Below are 23,312 nucleotides of genomic sequence, written 5' to 3' on the forward strand. Positions count from 1 at the left end.
ATCGGCGCGTGGACTGCGGGGACGTCCCTGAGAATGGGCGCATGGCACGCGGCAAGCTACGGATATACCTCGGCGCGGCACCCGGTGTGGGCAAGACGTACGCCATGCTCTCCGAGGGCCACCGTCGGGTGGAGCGCGGCGGCGACTGCGTCGTCGGCTTCGTCGAGCACCACGGACGGCCGCGCACCGAGGTCATGCTGCACGGACTGGAACAGGTGCCGCGCAGGGAGCTGACCCACCGGGGCGCCGGGTTCACGGAGATGGACGTGGACGCGCTGCTGGCCCGCAGGCCCGCCGTGGCACTGGTGGACGAGCTCGCGCACACCAACGTGCCGGGCTCGCGCAACGCCAAGCGCTGGCAGGACGTGGAGGAACTGCTCCGCGCGGGCATCGACGTCGTGTCCACCGTGAACATCCAGCACCTGGAATCACTCGGGGACGTGGTCGAGTCGATCACCGGCGTGCGGCAGCGGGAGACCGTACCGGACGAGGTGGTCCGGCGGGCCGATCAGATCGAGCTGGTCGACATGTCCCCGCAGGCCCTGCGCCGCCGGATGGCGCACGGCAACATATACAAGCCCGACAAGGTCGACGCGGCCCTGTCCAACTACTTCCGCCCCGGCAACCTCACCGCCCTGCGCGAGCTCGCGCTGCTGTGGGTGGCCGACCGGGCCGACGAGTACCTCCAGCAGTACCGGGGCGAGCACGACATCCGCTCCACCTGGCAGGCCCGCGAACGGATCGTCGTCGGCCTCACCGGCGGGCCGGAGGGCCGCACCCTGATCCGGCGCGCCTCCCGGATGGCGGCCAAGGGCTCGGGCAGCGAGATCCTGGCCGTCTACATCGCCCGCAGCGACGGTCTGACCGCGGCCTCCCCGAAGGAGCTCGCGGTCCAGCGGACCCTGGTCGAAGACCTCGGAGGAACGTTTCACCACGTCATCGGCGACAACATCCCCGACGCCCTGCTCGCGTTCGCCCGCGGGGTCAACGCCACCCAGATCGTCCTCGGCTCCAGCCGCCGCAAGACCTGGCAGTACGTCTTCGGGCCGGGCGTGGGCGTCACCGTGGCCCGGGAATCCGGGCCCGACCTCGACGTCCACATCGTCACCCACGAAGAGGTCGCCAAGGGGCGCGGACTGCCCGTGGTCCGCACCGCCGCCCGCCTCGGGCGACCCCGGATCGTGGCCGGTTGGGTGGTCGGCGTGCTCTTCCCCGCCCTCCTCGCCCTCGTCCTGGCCAACATCGACGGCGACCCCGGACTCGCCAACGAGATGCTGCTGTTCCTGGCGCTCACCGTGGCCGCCGCGCTGCTCGGCGGACTCGTGCCCGCCCTGGCCTCGGCGGCCTTCGGCTCGCTGCTGCTGAACTACTTCTTCGCCCCACCGGTGCACCGGTTCACGGTCTCCGACCCGAAGAACATCGTCGCCATCTCGGTCTTCTTCGGGGTGGCCGTCGCCGTCGCGTCCGTCGTGGACGTCGCCGCCCGGCGGACCCAACAGGCCGCCCGCCTGCGCGCCGAGTCCGAGATCCTCTCCTTCCTCGCGGGCAGCGTCCTGCGCGGCGAGACCACCCTGGACGCGCTGCTGGAAAGGGTGCGCGAGACCTTCGCCATGGAGTCGGTGGCCCTGCTGGAGCGGGAGAGCGACGTCGAGCCCTGGCTCCCGGCCGGCAGCGTGGGCCCGCGTCCCGCGGCCCGGCCCGAGGACGCGGACGTGGACATGCCGATCGGGGACCACATGGCGCTGGCCCTGTCGGGGCGCGTGCTGCCCGCGGACGACCGCCGTGTGCTCGGCGCCTTCGCCGCCCAGGCCGCCGTGGTCCTGGACCGGCAGCGGCTGGTCGGACAGGCCGAGGAGGCCCGCCGGATGGCCGAGGGCAACCGCATCCGGACCGCGCTGCTGGCCGCCGTCAGCCACGACCTGCGCACCCCCCTGGCCTCCATCAAGGCGTCGGTCAGCTCGCTGCGCTCCGACGACGTCGAATGGTCCGAGGAGGACCGGGCCGAACTCCTCGAAGGCATCGAGGACGGCGCCGACCGGCTCGACCACCTCGTCGGCAACCTGCTCGACATGTCCCGCCTCCAGACCGGCACGGTCACCCCCCTGATCCGCGAGATCGACCTCGACGAGGTGGTCCCGATGGCGCTGGGCGGCGTACCGGAGGACAGCGTGGTCCTGGACGTCCCCGAGACCCTGCCGATGGTGGCCGTGGACCCGGGGCTGCTGGAGCGGTCCGTCGCCAACGTGGTCGAGAACGCCGTCAAGTACAGCCCGGCGGGGGAGCGGGTTCTGGTCGCGGCCAGCTTCCTCGGCGACCGCGTCGAGGTACGGGTCGTGGACCGCGGACCCGGGGTGCCCGACGAGGCCAAGGACCGGATCTTCGCCCCCTTCCAACGACACGGCGACTCCCCCCGGGGCGCCGGGGTGGGCCTCGGCCTGGCCGTCGCCCGCGGTTTCGCGGAGGCCATGGACGGCACCCTCGACGTCGAGGACACCCCCGGCGGCGGGCTGACCATGGTGCTCACCCTGCGCGCGGTGACGGGGGAGCGCGGCCCCTCGCGCGTCACCGTGGACGGCGAGGTCGGGACCGGCCCTCCCGCCGCCGCCTCGTCCCCCGCGTCCCGCCCTCCCCCCGAACCGTTCCCTCCCTCGTTCCCTCCCTCTCCCTCTCCCTCTCACTCGTTCGATCGACCGGTCGACCCCTCCGTACGACAGAAGGCAGGCCCTCAATGACCCGGGTGCTCGTGGTGGACGACGAACCGCAGATCGTCCGAGCCCTCGTGATCAACCTGAAGGCGCGCAAGTACGAGGTCGACGCCGCCGCCGACGGGGCGAGCGCGCTGGAACTCGCCGCCGCCCGCCACCCCGACGTGGTCGTCCTGGACCTCGGCCTGCCCGACATGGACGGCGTCGAGGTGATCAGGGGGCTGCGCGGATGGACCCGTGTGCCGATCCTGGTCCTGTCCGCCCGGCACAGCTCCGACGAGAAGGTCGAGGCACTGGACGCCGGCGCCGACGACTACGTCACCAAGCCCTTCGGCATGGACGAGCTGCTGGCCCGGCTGCGCGCGGCCGTGCGCCGGGCCGAGCCGGCCGCGGGCGAGGACGAGGTGATCGTGGAGACCGACGGCTTCACCGTGGACCTGGCCGCCAAGAAGGCGGTGCGCGCGGGGCGCGACGTACGCCTGACCCCCACGGAATGGCACCTGCTGGAAGTGCTGGTCCGCAACGGCGGCAAGCTCGTCAGCCAGAAGCAGCTGCTCCAGGAGGTCTGGGGGCCCTCGTACGGCACGGAGACCAACTACCTGCGGGTCTACATGGCGCAACTGCGGCGCAAGCTGGAGGCGGACCCCTCGCATCCCCGCCACTTCATCACCGAACCGGGCATGGGATACCGCTTCGAGAGGTAGCGGGAGCGCCGGTACGCTTCCTGTATGAGTGCTGAACCGCGTCCCGAGAAGCCCGCGAAACCGGCCAGGCCGGCGGGCCGGTTCCGCCGGATGATAGAGCGGCTTTCCACCTCGCAGGAGGAGCTGCATTCGGCGGAGCTGCAGGAGGACGCAGAAGCCGCGGGATGCACGCGGATCTGCGACTGCGACGACCGCCAGATAGTCAAGGTGACCGGAACGCTGCGTACCGTGACCCTGCGGCCTCGCGCCGGGGTTCCCGCCCTGGAGGCGGAGCTGTTCGACGGCTCGGCCCCGCTGGACGTGGTGTGGCTCGGACGTCGCTCGATCGTGGGAATCGAGCCGGGACGGCGCATGATCGCCTCCGGCCGGATCTCGATGAGCCATGGGCGTCGGGTCCTCTTCAACCCGAAGTACGAACTCCGACCGCTCGGACAGGAGCAGTAACCGGTGACGTCACTCGACAAACCGACCACGCCGGCGGACCCGCCGGGGCCCGCGGCGGACCAGAAGGCGGTGACGCAGGCGGCGCTCTTCGACGCCTTCGGCGGCATCCGCGGCACCGTGGAGACGATGCTCCCCGGCCTGCTCTTCGTGATGATCTACACGATCAACAAGGACGTGAAGAGCTCCGCCATCGCCGCGGGCGCCGTCGCGGTCCTGCTCGTGATCGTGCGCCTGCTGCGCAAGGACACCGTGAAGCACGCCTTCAGCGGGGTCTTCGGCGTGGGCGTGGGCGTGGCCTTCGCCCTCTTCACGGGCAGCGCGAAGGGCTTCTACCTGCCCGGCATGATCTACGGCGTCGGCCTGGGCTTCGCGTTCACCCTCTCGGCGCTGGTCGGCTTCCCGCTGCTCGGCGTGATCCTGGGACCGGTCTTCAAGGAGAACCTGTCCTGGCGGACCCGCAACCCGGGCCGCAAGAAGGCCTACACCAAGGCCAGCCTGGCGTGGGGGCTCATCTTCCTCGCCAAGTACGCGATCCTCTTCCCGCTGTACTGGTGGGGGGACGCCACCCAGCTGGGGTGGGTGCTCATCGCGCTCAAGCTCCCGCCGATGGTGCTGGCCGTGTACTTCACGTGGGTGTTCCTCGCGAAGGCGCCGCCGCCGATCGACGTGATCGCGGAGTGGGAGGCCGAGGAGGCCGCCGAGAAGGAGACCAAGGCGGCCGCCAAGGCGGCGAAGGCGGCCAACGCCTCCACCGAAGGACGCCACCGGGCGCCGTAGCCGCCGGGACGCGCGGACGAGGCGACGAGGCGACGAGGCGACATGAGAGCCGACGAGGCGACGTGAGGGGGGCGGGGCGGCCGATCGGCCGCCCCGCCCCCCTCACGTCGACGCCGAGACCTAGTGGCGGGCCTGGAGGAGGTCCTCCAGCTGCTCCTCGCGGGCCTGGGCGGCCACGAAGAGAAGCTCGTCGCCGGGCTCCAGAGTCTCCTCGCCGTGCGGGGTCAGGACCCGGTTGCCGCGGATGATCGTGACCAGCGAGGTGTCCTCGGGCCAGTTGATCTCACTGATCTGGGTGCCCGCGACCGAGGAGTCGGCCGGCAGGGTCAGCTCGACCAGGTTGGCGTCACCGTGGCTGAAGCGCAGCAGCCGCACGAGGTCGCCGACACTGACGGCCTCCTCGACCAGGGCCGACATCAGGCGCGGGGTGGATACCGCGACGTCGACGCCCCAGGACTCGTTGAAGAGCCACTCGTTCTTCGGGTTGTTCACCCGCGCCACGACCCGGGGAACCCCGTACTCGGTCTTGGCCAGGAGCGAGACGACCAGGTTGACCTTGTCGTCACCCGTGGCGGCGATGACCACGTTGCAGCGCTGCAACGCGGCCTCGTCCAGCGAGGTGATCTCGCAGGCGTCGGCCAGCAGCCACTCCGCCTGCGGGACCCGCTCCACGGAGATGGCGGTGGGCGCCTTGTCGACCAGCAGCACCTCGTGGCCGTTCTCCAGCAGCTCACCCGCGATGGAGCGGCCGACCGCGCCGGCTCCGGCAATCGCGACCCTCATGCGTGTGCCTCCTCAGGCCCCTCGGCGAAGGCCGCCTCGACTTTGTCGATCTCGTCCGTACGCATCATCACGTGGACGAGGTCGCCCTCCTGGAGGACGGTCGCGGACGTCGGCAGCGTGGCTTCACCCAGACGGGTGAGGAACGCGACGCGTACGCCGGTCTCCTCCTGGAGCTTGCTGACCTTGTGGCCGATCCACGCCTCGGAGGTGTGCACCTCGGCGAGCTGGACACCGCCGCTCGGGTCGCGCCACAGCGGTTCCGCGCCCGAGGGCAGCAGCCGGCGGAGCATCTGGTCGGCGGTCCACCGCACGGTCGCGACGGTGGGGATGCCGAGGCGCTGGTAGACCTCGGCGCGCTTGGGGTCGTAGATGCGGGCGGCGACGTTCTCGACGCCGAACATCTCACGGGCCACCCGAGCCGCGATGATGTTGGAATTGTCACCACTGCTGACGGCGGCGAAGGCACCCGCCTCCTCGATGCCGGCCTCCCGCAGGGTGTCCTGGTCGAAGCCGACCCCCGTGACGCGGCGGCCGCCGAACGATGCCCCCAGTCGACGGAATGCGGTGGGGTCCTGGTCGACGACCGCGACCGTGTGCCCCTGCTGTTCCAGGGTCTGCGCGAGGGCGGAGCCCACTCTTCCGCAACCCATGATGACGATGTGCACGGCCGTCCTTCCGGCTGACAGCGGCTCGCTGGTTTCCAGCCTCATTGCATGCTCTGGCTAAACAGGGTCTCAGACCATGGCCCAAGCTACACACGGGCGGTCACCAGTGTGACCATTTGGGGTGCAGGGAGCCCCTCATTGGCCGCTCATTGCCCTGTAAAGGGGCCGGGGGTTCGTCAGGCGGATTTCGAACGCTTACGATCCTCTGCGTGTCCAAACTGACCGACGTGCCCAAACGGATCCTGATCGGCCGGGCGCTAAGCAGCGACCGCCTCGGAGAAACGCTCCTCCCCAAGCGGATCGCCCTTCCTGTCTTCGCGTCCGACCCGCTCTCGTCCGTGGCCTACGCCCCGGGCGAGGTTCTGCTGGTCCTCTCGATCGCGGGTGTGTCGGCGTACCACTTCAGCCCCTGGATCGCGGTCGCGGTCGTGGTGCTCATGTTCACCGTCGTCGCCTCCTACCGACAGAACGTCCACGCCTACCCGAGCGGCGGCGGCGACTACGAGGTCGCCAACACCAACCTCGGACCCAAAGCCGGTCTCACCGTGGCGAGCGCCCTGCTCGTCGACTACGTCCTCACGGTCGCCGTCTCCATCTCCTCCGGCGTGGAGAACCTGGGATCCGCCGTCGATTTCGTCATCGAGCACAAGGTGCTCTCGGCGATGATCATGATCATCCTTCTCACGCTGATGAATCTGCGCGGAGTCAAGGAATCCGGGAAACTCTTCGCGATCCCGACCTACGTGTTCGTCGGAGCCGTCTTCGTCCTCATCGCCTACGGCGCCTTCAAGGGCCTCGTACTCGGCGACGAGATGAAGGCGCCCACCGCGGATCTGGAGATCAAACCCGAACACCAGGGGCTCGCCGGATTCGCCCTCGTCTTCCTGCTGCTGCGCGCCTTCTCCTCGGGCTGTGCCGCCCTCACCGGCGTCGAGGCCATCAGCAACGGCGTCCCCGCCTTCCGCAAGCCCAAGAGCAAGAACGCCGCCACCACCCTCGCCCTCATGGGCGGCCTCGCGGTCACCATGTTCTGCGGGATCATCGGCCTGGCCATGGCCACCGACGTGAAGATGGCGGAGAACCCCCCGGTCGACCTCCTGGACAACGGCGTCCCCGTCGGCACCGACTACGTCCAGCACCCCGTGATCTCGCAGGTCGGCGAGGCCGTCTTCGGCAGTGGCAGCTTCCTCTTCATCATCCTGGCCATCGCCACCGCGCTCGTCCTCTTCCTGGCCGCCAACACCGCCTACAACGGCTTCCCGCTGCTCGGCTCGATCCTCGCCCAGGACCGCTACCTGCCGCGCCAGCTGCACACCCGCGGCGACCGCCTCGCCTTCTCCAACGGCATCGTGCTCCTCGCGGGCGCCGCCATGCTGCTCGTGTGGCTGTACGACGCCGACTCGACCAAGCTGATCCAGCTCTACATCGTCGGCGTCTTCGTCTCCTTCACACTCAGCCAGATCGGCATGGTCCGGCACTGGAACCGCCACCTGCGCTCCGAGCGCGACCAGGCCGCCCGCCGCCGCATGCACCGCTCGCGGGCGATCAACACCTTCGGCGCCTTCTTCACCGGCATGGTGCTCGTCGTCGTCCTCGCCACCAAGTTCACGCACGGCGCCTGGGTGGCCCTGCTGGGCATGGTCATCTTCTACGGAACGATGACCGCCATCCGCAAGCACTACGACCGCGTCTCCGCCGAGATCGCCGCCGCCGAAGGCCCCAGCGACGACAGCGTGCGCCCCTCCCGGGTCCACTCCATCGTCCTCGTCTCCAAGGTCCACAAGCCCACGCTGCGGGCCCTGGCCTTCGCGAAGCTGACCCGCTCGGACACCCTGGAAGCGCTCAGCATCAGCGTCGACCCGGCCGAGACCAAGGCACTGAAGGCCGACTGGGAGCAGCGCGGGATCAACGTCCCGCTCAAGATCCTCGACTCGCCCTACCGCGAGATCACCCGGCCGGTCGTCGAGTACGTCAAGGGACTGCGCAGCGAGAACCCGCGCGACGCCGTCAGCGTCTACATCCCCGAGTACGTCGTCGGCCGCTGGTACGAACACCTCCTGCACAACCAGAGCGCGCTGCGCCTCAAGGGCCGACTGCTCTTCACACCCGGCGTGATGGTCACCTCCGTGCCCTACCAGCTGGAGTCCTCGGAGCTCGCCAAGCGGCGGGCGAAGAAGCGCCAGGACTGGAACGCGCCGGGCGCGGTCCGCCGCGGACCGGTGGACACCCCGCGGTCGAGGCCGAAGGACTCGGCGAAGTAGGGCCCGGGGCGGCGGGAGCGGCCCTGCGGGGCCCCGGGAGCTGCCACGACAGCGCCCGGGATCGCCGCGGCAGTGCCCGCGAACGCCCCGGGTCCGGGTTGGTGAACGGCCGGACGAGATCCACGTAAACTGGTGGGTCGGTCGTCCGGCCGTTCCTTTTCAGCTTTCAGCTTTTGGAGTCTCCCCACCATGACCGAGCAGATCGAGAAGCAGTCACTGGTCGGGGAGGAGTACGAGGTCGAGGTCGGCCCCGTCGCGCACGGAGGCCACTGCATCGCCCGCACCGCCGAGGGCCGGGTCCTGTTCGTCCGCCACACCCTGCCCGGCGAGAAGGTCGTCGCCAAGGTCACCGAAGGCGACGTCGACTCCCGCTTCCTGCGCGCCGACGCCATCACCGTCCTGGACCCCTCCAAGGACCGCGTCGAGGCCCCCTGCCCGTACGCCGGCCCCGGCAAGTGCGGCGGCTGCGACTGGCAGCACGCCAAGCCGGGCGCCCAGCGCCGGCTCAAGGGCGAGGTCGTCGCCGAGCAGCTGAAGCGCCTCGCCGGCCTCACCCCGGAGGAAGCCGGCTGGGACGGCACCGTCATGCCCGCCGAAGGCGACAAGCTGCCCGCCGGCCAGGTACCGCAGTGGCGCACCCGGGTCCAGTTCGCGATCGACGACGACGGCCGGGTGGGCCTGCGCAAGCACCGCTCGCACGACATCGAGCCGGTCGACCACTGCATGATCGCCGCCCCCGGCGTCAGCGAACTCGGCATCGAACAGCAGGACTGGCCCCAGATGGCGTCGGTGGAGGCCATCGCCGCCTCCGGTTCGAACGACCGCCAGGTGGTCCTCACCCCCCGCCCCGGCGGCCGGCTCCCGCTCGTCGAACTCGACAAGCCCGTCTCGGTCCTGCGCGTCGAGGAGAAGGACGGCGGAGTCCACCGCGTCCACGGCCGCCCCTTCGTCCGCGAGCGCGCCGACGGCCGCACCTACCGCGTCGGCATGGGCGGCTTCTGGCAGGTCCACCCCCAGGCCGCCGACACCCTGATCAAGGCCGTCATGCAGGGCCTGATGCCGCGCAAGGGCGAGATGGCCCTCGACCTCTACTGCGGCGTCGGCATCTTCGCGGGCGCGCTCGCCGAACGCCTCGGCGAGACCGGCGCGGTACTCGGCATCGAGTCGACGAAGCGCGCCGTCGAGGACGCCCGCCACAACCTGACCGACTTCCCCCGGGTCCGGATCGAGCAGGGCAAGGTCGAGCAGATCCTCCCGAAGACCGGCATCACCGAGTGCGACCTGGTCGTCCTCGACCCGCCCCGCGCCGGCGCCGGCAAGCAGACGGTCAAGCAGATCGCCGGCCTCACACCGCGCCGCATCGCGTACGTGGCCTGCGACCCGGCGGCCCTGGCGCGCGACCTGGGCTACTTCAAGGAGAACGGCTACAAGGTCCGCACGCTGCGCGTCTTCGACCTGTTCCCGATGACGCACCACGTGGAGTGCGTGGCGATCCTGGAGCCGGTGGCGAAGGGCGCCTGAGCTGGGGCTTCTCCGTTCCGGCAGTCCACCCCGCCTGATTCGGGCGGGTGTCAGGCGGGCGCCGACAGCCACAACAGCCGCGCCCTGAACAGCGGTTCTGGTTGGCCAAGGCGGACGTTCGGCCGTCGTGTTTCATCGGATTGCCCAGCACCTTGACGCTCGACGCACGAGTCCTGGTGGGACGTCAACCAGAAGCGTCTCGGGCCGCGTTGTAGCGGTCTGCCCGCGCGGCCCGGCCACGATCGTGACCGGGCCGCTTCCGCATCCTTGCCCCGTCTGCAGGCGATGCGCAGTGGCGCCTCCCGGGATGCCCGGCCGGCTGGTTGGCGTCCGTGCACCGCCTTCGGCCGCGAACCGGACGTGACTGCTCTGAAGGGCTGCGATCGGGGCCGGTCGGCGATCTGCGGGCGGGTGCTGGGGCTGCCCGCTCTGCAACATTCCTGACGTTGCATTACTCGCGATCGGTAGCATGCCCCCTGGCCGGCAAGTGAGTTGGGGGAGTCATGGGATTGGCGAACGACAAGATCATCACGCAGGTGGAGGACCTGCTGACCGGCAGGGTCGTGATCCCCTCCATCCAACGTGACTTCGTATGGATGCGGCCCGACGTTCGGGACCTGTTCGATTCGCTCTACCGGGGGTACCCGGTCGGTGCCCTGCTGCTGTGGAAGACCAACCTGACCGTTCCCTTCAAAACAGCTGCCGTCGTCCAAACCGCCAAGTCGCAGCACCAGCCGCTTTACTTGCTGGACGGCCAGCAGCGGCTGACTTCCCTGGCCTGGGTGTACCGGCCGGAATCGAAGGCCGACGGACGTCTCATCGATCTGCGCTTCGATGTGCGTACCGAGGAGTTCGTCAATCCCAGCGCGGTTCAGCGCAAGGATCCCCTGCTGTTTCCCGTGTCGCTGCTGTTGCAGGAGAACGTGCAGTTCTATCAGGTGCTGCACGACGCCGGCGTGCCTCTCACGGATCCGAGCTTTTCCGCGTGGACGCATCGGCTGCAAAAGGTGAACAACATCCGGCACCATCAGATCGCCGTCATCACTTACGAGTCCGATGACTACGAGGAGGTCGCGGAGCTTTTTGCCCGCCTGAACAAGGGCGGTCGCCGGCTGTCCAAGGGGGATCTCGTGTACAGCGCCATCGCGGCGCGTTGGTCCGACGGCCTCGACACCATGGATGCATTCCATCAGGAACTACAGGACGGCAACTTCGCGCTGAACAGGGAGGCCGTGCTTCGCCTCATGAGCCTTCTCGCTGGGGCCGGCGCACACCACATCAAGCTCATCGGGGCGGAGGTCGACGAAGCCGCCCTGAAGGAAGCCTGGCAGGCCACCGAAGCGGCGTTGCGCCTGGCCATCGACTTTCTGCGGGCTGAGTGCTCGATTCCCCGGTCCGAGATCCTCTCGTCCCCCAATCTCACGATCGTGCCGGCACTCCTGTTGCATGATCGAGGCGGCAAACTGCGTCCGGGTGAGGCGCAGTTGCTACGCAGGTGGGTTTACACGGCGATGGCATTCAGTCACTACTCGCTGCAAGTCGAAGGAAAGCTGGAAGCGGAGGCCAGGCTGATCCGAGCACGGGGCGGAGAGGACCTGTTCGTTGAACTCATCCGTCGGGCCTCCGGGCCCCGTTCCGCCGACAGTTCTCTCCATCCCAGAGACCTGGAGCAGAAGTACTCCACCCATCCGTTCTTCAGGCTCCTGTACATCGCCGCGCTGCGGGGCGGAGCGCGGGACTGGGCGACCAACATCACGATCAACGACCAGCCGATGAACACCGGTGCGAAGATCGAGTTCCATCACGTGTTCCCGCGCGCTCGGGTGCAGTCGGTTTATGCGAAGGAGGAGTGGAACAGTCTGGCCAACCTGGCTTTCATCACCGGTCAGACGAACAAGATGATCTCGTCCAGGCTCCCCGACGAATACATGCAGAGCGTCGCTTCCGAGCGGCTGGCCGAACAGTGGATTCCCGGCGGCCCGGAGCTGCGGTCCCTCGAACGTTTCCCGGACTTCCTGGGCGCGCGCAGAGCCCTGCTGGCCAACGTCCTCAACGGGATGCTGGGGCTTCCTGCCTACGTCGGGCAGGCAGCCCCCCAGCACATCGACGAACTGCCGGACGACGAGGCGGTGATCGCAGAGGACGGAACCGCACCCACGCTCGTTGGAGCGCGGATTCAGGGGCTCAGGACAGAGCACGGCATCGAGATCCATGCGATCTACGAGGGGCGGCGTACCCAGGCCTTCTACGATCCCTCATCACGCATCGTGACGATTCACTCCGGGCCCGGCCGAGGCGAGCACGAGTCGCCCAGTGGAGCGGCAGTCGCCGTTGTGCGGGCCATCAACCCGCAAGTCAATCCGAACCGCAACGGGTGGGCGTTCTGGACGGTCACCGCCACGGGGAATCTGCTCCAGAGCATCCGCTAGGGGGGCCTCGGCCCTGAGCGGGTGCGTACACGCGTCGGTTAAGCGACGCCGGCGACCGAGCCAAGCGCGCAACGCGGGCCGGAGCCCGGATCGGCAACCTCCGACCAGCCGACGCCGCCCGGGACCTTCACCCGACCGGAGGCCGGCCGATCTGGTCCGAGTGTGGACCAGGGGTCCGTTCAGGGCGTGCCCGTTGCTTCCGTCAGGGCTTCGGCGAAGGCTTCCGATTGGGGGGACGGGCGGGTGCGGGGGCGGACCAGGCCGAGTTCGGAGTCGGGGAGGCCTTGGACGGGGACGAAGGTCAGGGAGTCGCGGCGGCCGTGGTAGTCGGCGGTGGAGCGGCACAGGAGCATCGCGCCGCGGTCGGCGGCGGTCAGGCTGAGGCCCTCCTGGAGGGTGTTGACGCTGGGGCCGGCGGGGACGGGGAGGCCGCCGGGGGTGTGGTCGGGGGCCTGGGCCTGGCGCCAGTAGGCGGGGGCGGTGCCGTCGATGCCGATGAGTCTGCAGTCGGCGAGTTCCTCGGCGGACAGGGTGTCTCGGGCGGCGAAGGGGTGGCGGACGGAGACCGCGAGGGTCTGCGGCTGGCGGGAGAAGACGGGGCCGAGGACGAGGTCGTCCTCGGAGACGGGGAGGAGGACCACCGCGCAGTCGACCTCTTGGCGGCGCAGCGGTCCGAACGGGTCGGAGAGCGGGACCTCGACGATGTCGATCGCGCAGTCCGGGTAGCGGTCGCCGAAGCGGGCGATGGCTTGGCTGAGGTAGTCGTCGACGGTGCCCTGGAAGCCGATGCGCAGGGTGCCGCCCATGCCGCGGGCGGCGGCCCGGGCGTCGTCGACGGTGGCGCGCAGGGCGTCGTAGGCGGGTCGGAGTGCGGCCAGGAAGTTCTCGCCCAGGGGGGTCAGGCTGACCCGGCGGCTGGTGCGTTCGACGAGCGGGGCGCCGATGCGGCTCTCCAGCGAGCGCAGCAGTTGACTGACCCGGCTCTGTGAGACGTACAGGCGTTCGCCCGCCCGTCCGAAGTGCAACTCCTGTGCGAGGGCGAGGAACACCTCCAGCTCGCGTATCTCCACACCGCTCATGGTGTTCCTTTCTACACTGCCGCCGCTCGGCGGCCGATCGAGTAGTCCCGCTCATCGAAGGATGAGGGATCGGCCGTTGTTCCCGCAGGTCGCGACGGGTTGGCTGAGGGCATGGCACAGACTGAGGAAATTGCAGACACCGCCGGGGTGTCGGAGCGCTCGGCGACCCGCGGTTGGTTGGGCGTCGTGGCGGTCGCCAGTGCGACCTTCACCGTGGTGACGTCCGAGATGCTGCCCGTGGGCCTGCTGACGCCCATCGGGGACGCGCTGCGGGTGACCGAGGGCACCGCCGGGCTGACGCTGACCATCACCGGGCTCGTCGGCGCGTTGTCCGCGCCGCTGTTGACCCCGTTGTTGGGTCGGTTCGACCGGCGGACCGTGCTGTGCGCGTTGATGTTGGTGTTGACCGCCGGCAACCTGATCGCGGCCTGGGCCCCGAACTTCGCGGTGATGGTCGTGGCGCGCGTGCTCGTCGGCATCGGGATGGGCGGTGTGTGGTCGATCGCGGCGGGGCTGGCGGTACGGCTGGTGCCGCCGAAGTCGATCGGTCCGGCGACCTCGCTCGTCTTCAGCGGTATCGCCGTGGCGTCCGTGCTCGGCGTCCCCGCGGGCACGTACATCGGTGAACTCGCCGACTGGCGGACCGCGTTCGTGGTGATCGCGGCCCTGGCCCTGGTGGTCCTGGTGGCGCTCGCGGTGTTGCTGCCGCGGCTCCCCGCGGAGCAGGAGGTCCGGTTGAGCGGGGTGATGCGGTTGTTCGGCCGGCCGCCGGTACGGACCGGGCTGATGGTGGTGGCCCTGTTGGTGACCGGACACTTCGCCGCCTACACGTACGTACGGCCCGTGCTGGAGGAGGTCTCCGGCGCGAGCGCGGGTCTGATCGGCACGCTGCTCCTCGTGTACGGGGTCGCGGGCGTCATCGGCAACTTCGCCGCGGGCTCCGGTGCCGGGCGCTCCCCGCGCGCCACCCTGCTCGTGATCAGCGTGGTCCTCGCGGCGACGGTCGCCCTGGTGCCGGTGCTCGGCGGTTCCGTGCTGACGGCCGGTGTGCTGCTCGCGGTGTGGGGGCTGTCCTACGGCGGTGTGTCCGTCAGTACGCAGACCTGGCTGCTGGCCGCCGCGCCCGACGCGCGGGAGGCGGCGTCCTCGCTGTTCGTCGGCGTGTTCAACGGGGCCATCGCCCTGGGCGCGCTGGTCGGCGGCCTCGCGGCGGACGGCGCCGGGGTCAGCGCGGTGATGTGGCTGGGCGGCGCGCTCGCGGCCGGCGCCCTGCTGGTCACGGCCCTGGGCCGGGCCCCCGACAGCGGCCGGCTCTGAGCCGACCGCCGCGCGGGGACTGCGCTCGTCAAGCGGCTGGCCTCGATCGACCCGTCGGACTTCCGCCGCTGACCGCTCGGTCCGGCCCGGGGTCCGCGGTCACAGGTCCACGGGCAGGCCCGTGTGGTCCTTGACGCGCTTCATGATGATCTGCGAGTTGACCTCGGTGATCCCGGACAGCGCGGTGAGCTGTTCGATCCACAGGCGTTCGTAGGCGCGCAGGTCGGCGACGGCGATGCGCAGCAGGCAGCCCGGGCTGCCGAACAGGCGGTAGGCCTCGATGACGTCGGGGATGTCCTGGAGGGCCGCCTCGAAGGCCTCGACCGCCTCGCGGTCGCGCCGCACCTCGACGGAGACCAGCACCTCGAAGCCGCGGCCCACCGCCTCGGGGTCGATCACCGCGCGGTAGCCCTGGATCACCCCGTCCTGTTCCAGTTGGCGTACCCGGCGCATGCAGGGGGAGGGGGTCAGACCGACGCGCTGGGCCAGCTCCTGGTTGCTGAGGCGGCCGTCCTGCTGAAGCTCGCGCAAGATTTCGCGATCGATGGCATCCATGGCGCAATCATCCACCACCGAATGTTACGGCGGTGCCCAAAGTGGCAATCTCATTGCGCGTAGATCTTACTATCATTGCCTTTATCGGAATTGTGTGCGATCAGGCGTGAGGGAAGGGCGGGCATGGGACGCATCGTCGTCATCAGCACCGGCGGAACGATAGCCAGCCGCTGGCAGGGGTCCGGCTTCGCGGCCGACGCCGACGGCAGCGAGGTGATGGCCACCGCCCCGCTCCCCGAGGGGATCACCGTCGAGGTGGTGGACCTGTTCAGCGTCAACAGCCCCCGGCTCACCACCGCCCACCAGCTGACCCTGCTCCGCACCGTCCACGAGGTCCTCGCCGACCCCGACGTCGACGGCATCGTCGTCACCCACGGAACCGACACCCTGGAGGAGTCGGCCTTCCTCGTCGACCTCCACCACCACGACCCGCGCACCGTCGTCTTCACCGGCTCGCAACTGCCCATGGGCTCCGCGGACGGCGACGGACCGGGCAACCTGTACGACGCGCTGCTCACAGCCGCCTCCACCCGCGGGCTCGGCGTCCTGATCACCTTCGCCGGACGGGTGCACGCCGCGCGCGGGACCGTGAAGACCCAGGCCGTGGCCCCGGACGCGTTCGCCGACCCCTCGAAGGAACTGCTCGGGAAGATCGGCTTCGGCAAGGTCACCATGCTGCGCACCCCGCAGCGGCCGACCCCGCTCGCCCTGCCCTCCATGCCGGAACTGCCGCCCCGCGTGGACATGGTGATGCACCACGCCGACGGCGATCCGGTGCTCCTGAACGCCGCCGTCGAGGCGGGCGCGCGCGGCATCGTCCTCGTCGGCACCGGGGCGGGCAACGCCACGCCCGAGATCGTCGACGCGGTACGGGACGCCGTCGAGCGGGGCGTGCTGGTCGCCCTGACCACGCGCGTCGCCGCCGGGCCGGTCACGGAGATCTACACGCACGGCGGGGCGGTCGACCTCGTCGCCGCCGGCGCCGTCCCCTCCGGAACGCTGCGCGCGGGTCAGGTGCGCATCGCCGTGCTGTCCGCACTGCTCGCGGACGTCGAGCCGGGCGAACGGGTACGGGTCCTGCGCGACGCCCTGGCCTCCGGCGGGCCGGTGCTGGTCGAGGCCTGACCGCGTACGGCGAGGGGGCGGGTACGGGGATCCCCGTACCCGCCCCCTCGCCGTACGGCCCCGCGCTCCGCCGCCCCGGGCCCGTCAGGAAGCGTGGAAGGCCTTCAGGATCCGGTCCGCCGCCAGCGTGGGCGTCAGGGTGCCCTCCCGCACCGAGGCCTCCAGCGCGGGCGCGAGATCGCGTACGGCCGGATCGGCGCGCAGCCGCTCCAACAGCTCCTCGCGCACCATCGACCAGGTCCACTCCACCTGCTGCGCGGCCCGCTTCGCGGCCAGCCGGCCCCCCGCCTCCAGCAGCCGGCGATGCTGCTCCAGGCGGTTCCAGATCTCGTCCAGACCCGCCGACTCCCGTGCGCTGCACGTCAGGACCGGCGGGGTCCAGGCCGCGTCCGCCGGGTGCATCAGCCGCAGCGCGCCCGCCAGTTCACGCGCCGCCGCCTTCGCGTCGCGCTCGTGCGGGCCGTCCGCCTTGTTCACGGCCAGCACGTCGGCCAGTTCCAGGACGCCCTTCTTGATGCCCTGGAGCTGATCGCCCGTACGGGCCAGCGAGAGCAGGAGGAAGGAGTCGACCATGCCGGCCACGGTCGTCTCCGATTGGCCGACACCGACCGTCTCGACGAGGACCACGTCGTAGCCCGCCGCCTCCATCACGATCATCGACTCACGGGTGGCCTTGGCGACCCCGCCCAGCGTGCCCGCCGAGGGGGAGGGCCGGACGAAGGCCGCCGGATCCACCGCGAGGCGCTCCATCCGGGTCTTGTCGCCCAGGATGGAGCCGCCCGTGCGGGTGGAGGACGGGTCCACGGCCAGGACCGCCACCCGGTGGCCCAGTGCCGTGAGCATCGTGCCGAAGGCGTCGATGAAGGTGGACTTGCCCACCCCCGGGACGCCGCTGATGCCGATCCGGCGCGCGCGCCCCGAGTGGGGGAGCAACTCCGTCAGGAGCTGCTGGGCCAACGCCCGGTGGGCGGGCAGGGTGGACTCGACGAGCGTGATGGCGCGCGCGACGAACGCGCGCTTCCCGTCGAGGACCCCCTTCGCGTACGCCTCGATGTCGATCTTCGGCATCGACGCCCGCCTACAGCTCGTGCCCGAGATTCGCGGCCAGCCGCGTCACCAGGTCGTGGGCCGCGTCCGGGATCACCGTGCCCGGCGGGAAGACCGCCGTGGCACCCATCTCCAGCAGCGTCGGCACGTCCGCGGGCGGGATCACCCCGCCCACCACGATCATGATGTCCTCGCGCCCCTCCTCCGCGAGCTGCTCGCGCAGCGCCGGCACGAGGGTCAGGTGACCGGCCGCCAGCGACGACACGCCCACCACGTGGACGTCCGCCTCGACGGCCTGGCGGGCCACCTCCGCCGGGGTCTGGAACAGCGGGCCGACGTCCACGTCGAATCCCAGGTCGGCGAAGGCGGTGGCGATCACCTTCTGGCCGCGGTCGTGCCCGTCCTGGCCCATCTTGGCGACCAGGATGCGCGGACGACGGCCCTCCGCCTCCTCGAACCGGTCGACGAGCGCACGGGTGCGCTCCACGGACGGGGACTCGCCTGCTTCCATGCGGTACACACCCGAGATGGTACGGATCTGGCTCGCGTGACGCCCGTAGACCTTCTCCAGGGCGTCCGAGATCTCACCCACGGTCGCCTTGGCGCGGGCCGCGTCGACCGCGAGCGCCAACAGGTTGCCCTCGCCGCTGCCGGCCGCGTTCGTCAGCGCCCGCAGGGTGTCCTGGGTGACCGCCTCGTCGCGCTCCTCGCGCAGCCGCCGCAGCTTGGCGATCTGCTGCGCGCGCACCGACGAGTTGTCGACCTTGAGGACGTCGATCTGCTCGTCGGTCTCCACGCGGTACTTGTTCACGCCGATCACCGGCTGCCGGCCGGAGTCGATCCGCGCCTGCGTACGGGCCGCGGCCTCCTCCACGCGCAGCTTCGGGATGCCCGCGTCGATGGCCTGGGCCATGCCGCCGGCCGCCTCGACCTCCTCGATGTGCTGCCAGGCCCGCCGCGCGAGGTCGTAGGTCAGCTTCTCGACGTACGCGCTGCCGCCCCACGGGTCGATCGACCGGCAGGTCCCCGACTCCTGCTGGAGCAGCAACTGCGTGTTGCGGGCGATGCGCGCCGAGAAGTCCGTCGGCAGGGCGAGGGCCTCGTCGAGGGCGTTGGTGTGCAGCGACTGGGTGTGCCCCTGGGTCGCCGCCATCGCCTCGATGCAGGTGCGCGTGACGTTGTTGAAGACGTCCTGGGCCGTCAGCGACCAACCGGAGGTCTGCGAGTGGGTGCGCAGCGACAGCGACTTGGGGTTCTTCGGGTCGAACTGCTTGACCAGGCGCGCCCACAGCAGCCGGGCCGCGCGCAGCTTGGCGACCTCCATGAAGAAGTTCATCCCGATGGCCCAGAAGAAGGACAACCGGGGAGCGAACGCGTCCACGTCCAGCCCCACGGCCTGCCCGGCCCGCAGGTACTCCACGCCGTCCGCGAGGGTGTACGCCAGCTCCAGGTCGGCCGTCGCCCCCGCTTCCTGGATGTGGTAGCCGGAGATCGAGATGGAGTTGTACCGGGGCATCTTCTGCGAGGTGAAGGCGAAGATGTCCGAGATGATCCGCATCGAGGGCTTCGGCGGATAGATGTAGGTGTTGCGGACCATGAACTCTTTGAGGATGTCGTTCTGGATGGTCCCGGCGAGCTTTTCGGGGGAGACGCCCTGCTCCTCCGCCGCCACGATGTACAGCGCGAGGACCGGCAGCACGGCGCCGTTCATCGTCATCGACACCGTCATCTTGTCCAACGGGATCCCGTCGAACAGCTGCCTCATGTCGTAGATCGAGTCGATGGCCACGCCCGCCATGCCGACATCGCCCGTCACGCGCGGGTGGTCGCTGTCGTAGCCGCGGTGCGTGGGCAGGTCGAAGGCGATCGACAGACCCTTCTGGCCGGCCGCGAGGTTGCGCCGGTAGAAGGCGTTGGACTCCTCGGCCGTGGAGAAACCGGCGTACTGCCGGATCGTCCAGGGCTGGTTGACGTACATCGTCGGGTAGGGGCCGCGCAGGTACGGGGCCACACCCGGATACGTCCGCAGGAAGTCCAGGCCCTCCAGGTCCCGCCCGGTGTACAGGGGCTTGACGCCGATGCCCTCGGGCGTCTCCCACAGCAGGTCGGAGGCGCCGCTGCCGGTGGACTCCTTGACGGCGGCGCGCCACTGCTCCTCGGAGACACCGGCCGTCGCGTCGCCGTTCAGTGCGAGTTCGGAGAAGTCGGGGATGCCGCTCACGGGGCCACTCCCATCCGGTCGAGTACGGAGGACAGTACGGCGACCGCGTCGCAGCCGGCGAAGACGTACTCGTCCACGGCCTGCCCGGCGGTACCGGGCCTGCCGGCGAGGAACACGGTCGTGGCGCCCGCCGAGCGCAGGGCCGCGGCCACCGCCTCGGCCTGCTCCTCGTACAGCGCGTCGCTGGAGCACAGCACCGCCATGCCGTCCGCGCCGCTCGCGGCGTAGGCGGCGGCGGCCGTCTCCGGGGTCACCGACACCGGGTCGTGCACCGGCTCGACGCCGCCCGCCTGGAAGAGGTTCGAGGCGAAGGTGGCGCGGCCGGTGTGCGCGGCCGCCGGCCCCAGGGCCGCCAGGAAGATCCGGGGTCGGGCCCCGGTCACCGCGAGGTGCGCGTCACCGCGGGCGCGCAGGGCCTCGTACGCCTCGTCGCGCCGGACGCGGGGCAGTCCGCCGGTCGGCCCCTCGGGCGCGGGTTCGCGTACGACGGGCTTCTCCGACAGGTTCGGGAACTCGCTGACGCCGGTGATCGGTTCGCGGCGCTTGGCGAGCTTCTTGGAACGCTCGGCCCAGGTGGCCGCCAGGCGCTCGGCGACCAGCCCGGACCGCAGGGCCTCGGGGAGACCGCCCGCCTTCTCCACCGTACGGAAGAACTCCCATGCGGCTGCTGCGAGTTCGGTGGTGAGCTGCTCGACGTAGTAGGAACCGCCGGCCGGGTCGATCACCCGGGCCAGGTGCGACTCCTCCAGCAGGATCGTGGAGGTGTTGCGGGCGATGCGACGCGCGAACGCGTCGGGCAGGCCCAGGTCGTGGTCGAAGGGGAGCACGGTGACGGAGTCCGCGCCGGCCACGCCCGCCGCCATGCACGCGACGGTGGTGCGGAGCATGTTCACCCACGGGTCGCGCCGGGTCATCATCACCGGTGAGGTGACGGCGTGTTGGCGCTGTGCGGCGGCCTCCGGGACCCCGCAGGCCTCGCCGATCCGGGCCCAGAGCCGGCGCGCGGCGCGCAGTTTGGCGATGGTGAGGAACTGGTCGGCGGTGGCCGCGTAACGGAATTCCAGCTGCCCGAAGGCCGCTTCGGTGCCCATGCCGGCGTCCGTGAGGGCGCGGAGGTAGGCGACGCCGGTGGCCAGGGACAGCCCCAGCTCCTCGGCGGCGCTGCCGCCCGCCTCGTGGTAGGGCAGGGCGTCCGCGACCAGGGTGCGCACGTGGGGCCAGTCGGGGGCCGTCTCCCGGGCGAGCGCGGCGGCCTCGGCGAGGTCGAGCGGCTCACCCGTACGGGCCTCGTGCCCCAGCGGGTCGACGCCGAGCGAGGCACGGGCGGCCTCGGGGGCCACCCCGCGGTCGGCGTACAGGTCCAGCAGCGCGCGGGCGGCGTCGGCGTACGCGGCGCCCGCGTCGAGGGTGACGGGCGCGAGGTCGAGGTAGACGCCGTCCAGGGCGCGGGCGAGACCTTCCACCGGGAGCCCGCCGGGACCCAGGGTGAGCCAGAGGGAGGTGGTGCCGTTCTCCAGGTCCGCCAGGGCCGCCTCGTTCACCCGAACGGGGTCGCCGCCGGCGAGTCGCTGGCGTACGTCCCAGCCCGACGCGCTCGTGCCCTCGGGCGTGCCGCCGCGGACGAAGGGGGCGAACCCGGGGAAGCCGGTGTCCTCCGCGTCGGGGCGTGCGGTGTACAGCGGGCGGGTGCGGAGCCCGTCCTCAAGCGTGGTGGACAACGCGTCTTCAGCTGCCTCGCCGGAGGCTTCCTTGCCCGACTTGCGCAGTACGCCTTCAACCAGGCGCTGCCACTGCTCATGTGTCGCGTCAGGAAACTCGGCGGCCAGGGAGAGCCCGTCGTCAGGCAGGACCGTCATGGCTCGAATGCTAGGGGGGTCGCTCAATCGAGACCAGAACCGCCGGATGTGATCTCGCACTCGCAGGTCAGCGGGTGAGTTACCCACGAGTAGGGGTATGGGGGGCGATCTCGGACAGGCCGGTGGGCGCGGTGGCGGCGGCGAGGACGGGCGCGGTGGCGGGGTCCTGGAACAGCGGGCCGAGCAGGACCGTCGCCGACGCCTGGGTGAGGACCGCCGGGCCCGCGTACGGGCCGATGATCCGGGCCGGGTCGTCGCAGACGTGCGACCGGGCCGTCGCCGCCTCGCGGATCTCGTCGAGATAGCCCTCGTGCAGGATGCTCGACAGCTCCGAGACCAGCAGCACCGCCGGGTTGAACACGTCCAGCAGCAGGGCCGCCGCCCGCCCCACCGCGCGGGCCCGCCCGCGCAGCAGCCGGTCGGCGCGGGGATCGCCAGTGGCGGCCGCGTCCACGATCAACCCGATGGCCGGCTCCGGAACGATCCCCAGGCGCACCGCCTCGGCGCCCAGGGCCGTGTCGGACGCCGTGGCCTGCAGGCACCCCGTACGACCGCACGCGCACCGGACCGTCGATTCGGGGACGGGCAGGTGGGCGACGTCGCCGGCAGCCGCACCGGGGCCCTGGTGGACGGTGCCCTCGATGCCGAACGCGGCGTCCACCACGTTGCCGATGAACAGGTGCACGAGGCTGCGGCGAGCCGACGGGTGCCCGAACAGCATCTCGGCTCGGGCCACGGCCCGGGCGTGGTTGTCCAGGTGCACCGGCAACCCCAGGGCGGCCGACAGCTCGGCCGCGAGCGGCTTGTCGTACCAACCGAGCGCCTCGTGCCGTACGACGGTCCCCTCGGCGGGGCGGATCCAGCCGCCGAGCGCCGCGCCGACGCCCAGGAGGGGGCGGCGGGCGGGCTTCGACGCCCGCTCTGCGGTGGTTCCGGTGTGCCCGTGCGTGGTGTGGCCGTGCTCGCGGAGGAAACGGCCCAGCTCCGTCGCGAGGTGGGCGGGGGTCGGTGGTCCGTCCGTGTGCGGGAGGGTGCGGCGGGCCACCACGTGGCCGCGGAGGTCGACCAGGCTGAAGTTCGAGGCGGGCACGCCGATGTGCAGTCCGGCGGCGAGCGCTCCACCGACGGCGCCGGTGTGCAGGTCCAGCGGGATCCGGGGACGGCCGGCGGTGCCGGGCCCGGCGGCCTCGCCCGTTCCGCCCGGCTGCGGGAGTTCGCGCAGCAGGCCGCTGCGGAGCAGTCCGGTGGTCTGGCGTGAGACGGCGGCCTGGCTGAGACCGCTCAGCGCCGAGACGTCACTGCGGGCGACGGGGCCGTGTACGAGGACGGTCCGCAGGACGGTGGCGGCGTTGGAGGCCGCGCGGCTGTCGCCGGGGGTGGGGGGCATGGGGCGACCGTAACCCCGGCCGGGCGGGGGGCCGCTGCCCGGCCGCCTTGCCGTCGTCTGCCGTGTGTCCCGGCTGCGCCGGGCGCCTCAAGCACCGGCGGGGCCGGGGGTGGGGGTCGGGCGGCGGTTCGTGGTCGTGGTCGGGGCCGGGGCCGGGGCCGGTGACGTGGCGGCGGCGTTGCGGGGGCGTGAAATCCGGCCATGGTTTTCGGCCGGGGTCCGGGGCGCCCCGGGGGGTTTCCGGCGGGGGGAATCGGCAGGTCAGGGCGGCTGGGCGGGGTTTCGGCGGCGGGTGGGGGCGGGGGCTGCGGTGGGGGTTGACCCCGGCGGGGGGCGCTGACAGGCTCCGAGCCATGTCCGCGATCGAGCACCTCGCCCCGCGGCTCCACACCCCCGGCTTCTGTACCGCGCCGGGCGAGTGTCAGGGCCGCCTTCC

The 23,312-nt window shown here is 71.0% G+C and carries 17 protein-coding genes; 9 read left to right on the plus strand and 8 right to left on the minus strand.

Features of this window, described 5'->3' with window-relative positions; genetic code table 11:
• Positions 1–41 precede the first annotated feature (41 nt).
• Genes ACQEVM_RS09500 through ACQEVM_RS09515 form a run of 4 tightly spaced genes read left to right on the plus strand, consistent with a single transcriptional unit; the run spans position 42 to position 4,630 of the window.
• The gene (locus ACQEVM_RS09500) at positions 42–2,732 is read left to right on the plus strand and encodes an ATP-binding protein (protein WP_433076858.1); all 2,691 of its coding nucleotides are present in this window, start codon (positions 42–44) and stop codon (positions 2,730–2,732) included.
• On the plus strand, positions 2,729–3,409 hold the full coding sequence (locus ACQEVM_RS09505; RefSeq protein ID WP_433076860.1) for a response regulator: 681 nt from the start codon (positions 2,729–2,731) through the stop codon (positions 3,407–3,409). The genes ACQEVM_RS09500 and ACQEVM_RS09505 overlap by 4 nt, the downstream gene beginning before the upstream one ends.
• A 24-nt stretch (positions 3,410–3,433) precedes the next feature.
• The gene (locus ACQEVM_RS09510; RefSeq protein ID WP_078998499.1) at positions 3,434–3,853 is read left to right on the plus strand and encodes an OB-fold nucleic acid binding domain-containing protein; all 420 of its coding nucleotides are present in this window, start codon (positions 3,434–3,436) and stop codon (positions 3,851–3,853) included.
• Between the two features lie 3 nt (positions 3,854–3,856).
• The gene (locus ACQEVM_RS09515) at positions 3,857–4,630 is read left to right on the plus strand and encodes a DUF3159 domain-containing protein (protein WP_433076863.1); all 774 of its coding nucleotides are present in this window, start codon (positions 3,857–3,859) and stop codon (positions 4,628–4,630) included.
• A 120-nt stretch (positions 4,631–4,750) separates the two neighbouring features.
• Here ACQEVM_RS09515 and ACQEVM_RS09520 read toward each other — a convergent pair whose 3' ends face one another.
• On the minus strand, positions 4,751–5,413 hold the full coding sequence (locus tag ACQEVM_RS09520; protein WP_351373912.1) for a potassium channel family protein: 663 nt from the start codon (positions 5,411–5,413) through the stop codon (positions 4,751–4,753).
• Positions 5,410–6,078 carry a potassium channel family protein gene (locus ACQEVM_RS09525; protein WP_053676315.1) on the minus strand — a complete coding sequence of 223 codons (669 nt, stop codon included), beginning with the start codon at positions 6,076–6,078 and terminating at the stop codon, positions 5,410–5,412. Before ACQEVM_RS09525 ends, ACQEVM_RS09520 begins: the two co-directional genes overlap by 4 nt.
• Positions 6,079–6,287: 209 nt before the next feature.
• Between ACQEVM_RS09525 and ACQEVM_RS09530 the strand changes: the two genes are divergently transcribed.
• From ACQEVM_RS09530 to ACQEVM_RS09540, 3 genes are all read left to right on the plus strand, one after another.
• Complete coding sequence (locus ACQEVM_RS09530) at positions 6,288–8,339, plus strand: APC family permease (protein ID WP_433076867.1); 2,052 nt, start codon at positions 6,288–6,290, stop codon at positions 8,337–8,339.
• Positions 8,340–8,528: 189 nt separating this feature from the next.
• Positions 8,529–9,860, plus strand: coding sequence for a class I SAM-dependent RNA methyltransferase (locus tag ACQEVM_RS09535; protein ID WP_433076869.1), 1,332 nt, complete (start codon positions 8,529–8,531; stop codon positions 9,858–9,860).
• A 503-nt stretch (positions 9,861–10,363) separates the two neighbouring features.
• Positions 10,364–12,289 (plus strand): GmrSD restriction endonuclease domain-containing protein, encoded by a 1,926-nt coding sequence (locus ACQEVM_RS09540; protein WP_433076871.1) that lies wholly within the window; start codon positions 10,364–10,366, stop codon positions 12,287–12,289.
• Positions 12,290–12,468: 179 nt separating this feature from the next.
• Here the strand turns inward: ACQEVM_RS09540 and ACQEVM_RS09545 are convergent, their stop codons facing one another.
• On the minus strand, positions 12,469–13,368 hold the full coding sequence (locus tag ACQEVM_RS09545) for a LysR family transcriptional regulator (RefSeq protein WP_433076873.1): 900 nt from the start codon (positions 13,366–13,368) through the stop codon (positions 12,469–12,471).
• Positions 13,369–13,479: 111 nt separating this feature from the next.
• Here ACQEVM_RS09545 and ACQEVM_RS09550 point away from each other — a divergent pair, with 111 nt between their 5' ends.
• Positions 13,480–14,685, plus strand: a complete 1,206-nt coding sequence (locus tag ACQEVM_RS09550) for an MFS transporter (protein WP_433076875.1) — start codon at positions 13,480–13,482, stop codon at positions 14,683–14,685.
• Positions 14,686–14,784: 99 nt separating this feature from the next.
• Here ACQEVM_RS09550 and ACQEVM_RS09555 read toward each other — a convergent pair whose 3' ends face one another.
• Positions 14,785–15,240, minus strand: a complete 456-nt coding sequence (locus ACQEVM_RS09555; protein ID WP_351762359.1) for an Lrp/AsnC family transcriptional regulator — start codon at positions 15,238–15,240, stop codon at positions 14,785–14,787.
• 123 nt (positions 15,241–15,363) lie between these two features.
• On the opposite strand from ACQEVM_RS09555, the gene ACQEVM_RS09560 reads away from it, so the two are divergent.
• Positions 15,364–16,365: an asparaginase gene (locus ACQEVM_RS09560; RefSeq protein WP_433076878.1), complete on the plus strand. Its 1,002-nt coding sequence runs from the start codon at positions 15,364–15,366 to the stop codon at positions 16,363–16,365.
• 84 nt (positions 16,366–16,449) lie between these two features.
• Here ACQEVM_RS09560 and meaB read toward each other — a convergent pair whose 3' ends face one another.
• From meaB to ACQEVM_RS09580, 4 genes are all read right to left on the minus strand, one after another.
• Entirely contained in the window at positions 16,450–17,433 is a 984-nt protein-coding gene (meaB, locus tag ACQEVM_RS09565; RefSeq protein WP_361782611.1) for a methylmalonyl Co-A mutase-associated GTPase MeaB, read from the minus strand.
• Positions 17,434–17,443: 10 nt separating this feature from the next.
• On the minus strand, positions 17,444–19,633 hold the full coding sequence (gene scpA / locus ACQEVM_RS09570) for a methylmalonyl-CoA mutase (protein WP_433076881.1): 2,190 nt from the start codon (positions 19,631–19,633) through the stop codon (positions 17,444–17,446).
• Complete coding sequence (locus ACQEVM_RS09575) at positions 19,630–21,489, minus strand: methylmalonyl-CoA mutase family protein (RefSeq protein ID WP_433076883.1); 1,860 nt, start codon at positions 21,487–21,489, stop codon at positions 19,630–19,632. The genes scpA and ACQEVM_RS09575 overlap by 4 nt, the downstream gene beginning before the upstream one ends.
• Before the next feature lie 79 nt (positions 21,490–21,568).
• Positions 21,569–22,876: an ROK family protein gene (locus ACQEVM_RS09580; RefSeq protein ID WP_433076885.1), complete on the minus strand. Its 1,308-nt coding sequence runs from the start codon at positions 22,874–22,876 to the stop codon at positions 21,569–21,571.
• Between the last annotated feature and the right edge of the window lie 436 nt (positions 22,877–23,312).

It is taken from the genome of Streptomyces sp. CA-243310 (assembly GCF_050936775.1).
Classification (GTDB): Bacteria; Actinomycetota; Actinomycetes; order Streptomycetales; family Streptomycetaceae; genus Streptomyces.

What these genes read in the sequence shown, in the direction of transcription:
- ACQEVM_RS09545 (WP_433076873.1), bottom strand. Translation starts at nt 13,368, where the DNA reads ATGAGCGGTGTGGAGATACGCGAGCTGGAGGTGTTCCTCGCCCTCGCA.
- ACQEVM_RS09560 (WP_433076878.1), top strand. Translation starts at nt 15,364, where the DNA reads ATGGGACGCATCGTCGTCATCAGCACCGGCGGAACGATAGCCAGCCGC.
- meaB (WP_361782611.1), bottom strand. Translation starts at nt 17,433, where the DNA reads ATGCCGAAGATCGACATCGAGGCGTACGCGAAGGGGGTCCTCGACGGG.
- ACQEVM_RS09575 (WP_433076883.1), bottom strand. Translation starts at nt 21,489, where the DNA reads ATGACGGTCCTGCCTGACGACGGGCTCTCCCTGGCCGCCGAGTTTCCT.
- ACQEVM_RS09540 (WP_433076871.1), top strand. Translation starts at nt 10,364, where the DNA reads ATGGGATTGGCGAACGACAAGATCATCACGCAGGTGGAGGACCTGCTG.
- ACQEVM_RS09505 (WP_433076860.1), top strand. Translation starts at nt 2,729, where the DNA reads ATGACCCGGGTGCTCGTGGTGGACGACGAACCGCAGATCGTCCGAGCC.
- ACQEVM_RS09555 (WP_351762359.1), bottom strand. Translation starts at nt 15,240, where the DNA reads ATGGATGCCATCGATCGCGAAATCTTGCGCGAGCTTCAGCAGGACGGC.
- ACQEVM_RS09550 (WP_433076875.1), top strand. Translation starts at nt 13,480, where the DNA reads ATGGCACAGACTGAGGAAATTGCAGACACCGCCGGGGTGTCGGAGCGC.
- ACQEVM_RS09520 (WP_351373912.1), bottom strand. Translation starts at nt 5,413, where the DNA reads ATGAGGGTCGCGATTGCCGGAGCCGGCGCGGTCGGCCGCTCCATCGCG.
- ACQEVM_RS09580 (WP_433076885.1), bottom strand. Translation starts at nt 22,876, where the DNA reads ATGCCCCCCACCCCCGGCGACAGCCGCGCGGCCTCCAACGCCGCCACC.
- ACQEVM_RS09510 (WP_078998499.1), top strand. Translation starts at nt 3,434, where the DNA reads ATGAGTGCTGAACCGCGTCCCGAGAAGCCCGCGAAACCGGCCAGGCCG.
- ACQEVM_RS09500 (WP_433076858.1), top strand. Translation starts at nt 42, where the DNA reads ATGGCACGCGGCAAGCTACGGATATACCTCGGCGCGGCACCCGGTGTG.
- ACQEVM_RS09535 (WP_433076869.1), top strand. Translation starts at nt 8,529, where the DNA reads ATGACCGAGCAGATCGAGAAGCAGTCACTGGTCGGGGAGGAGTACGAG.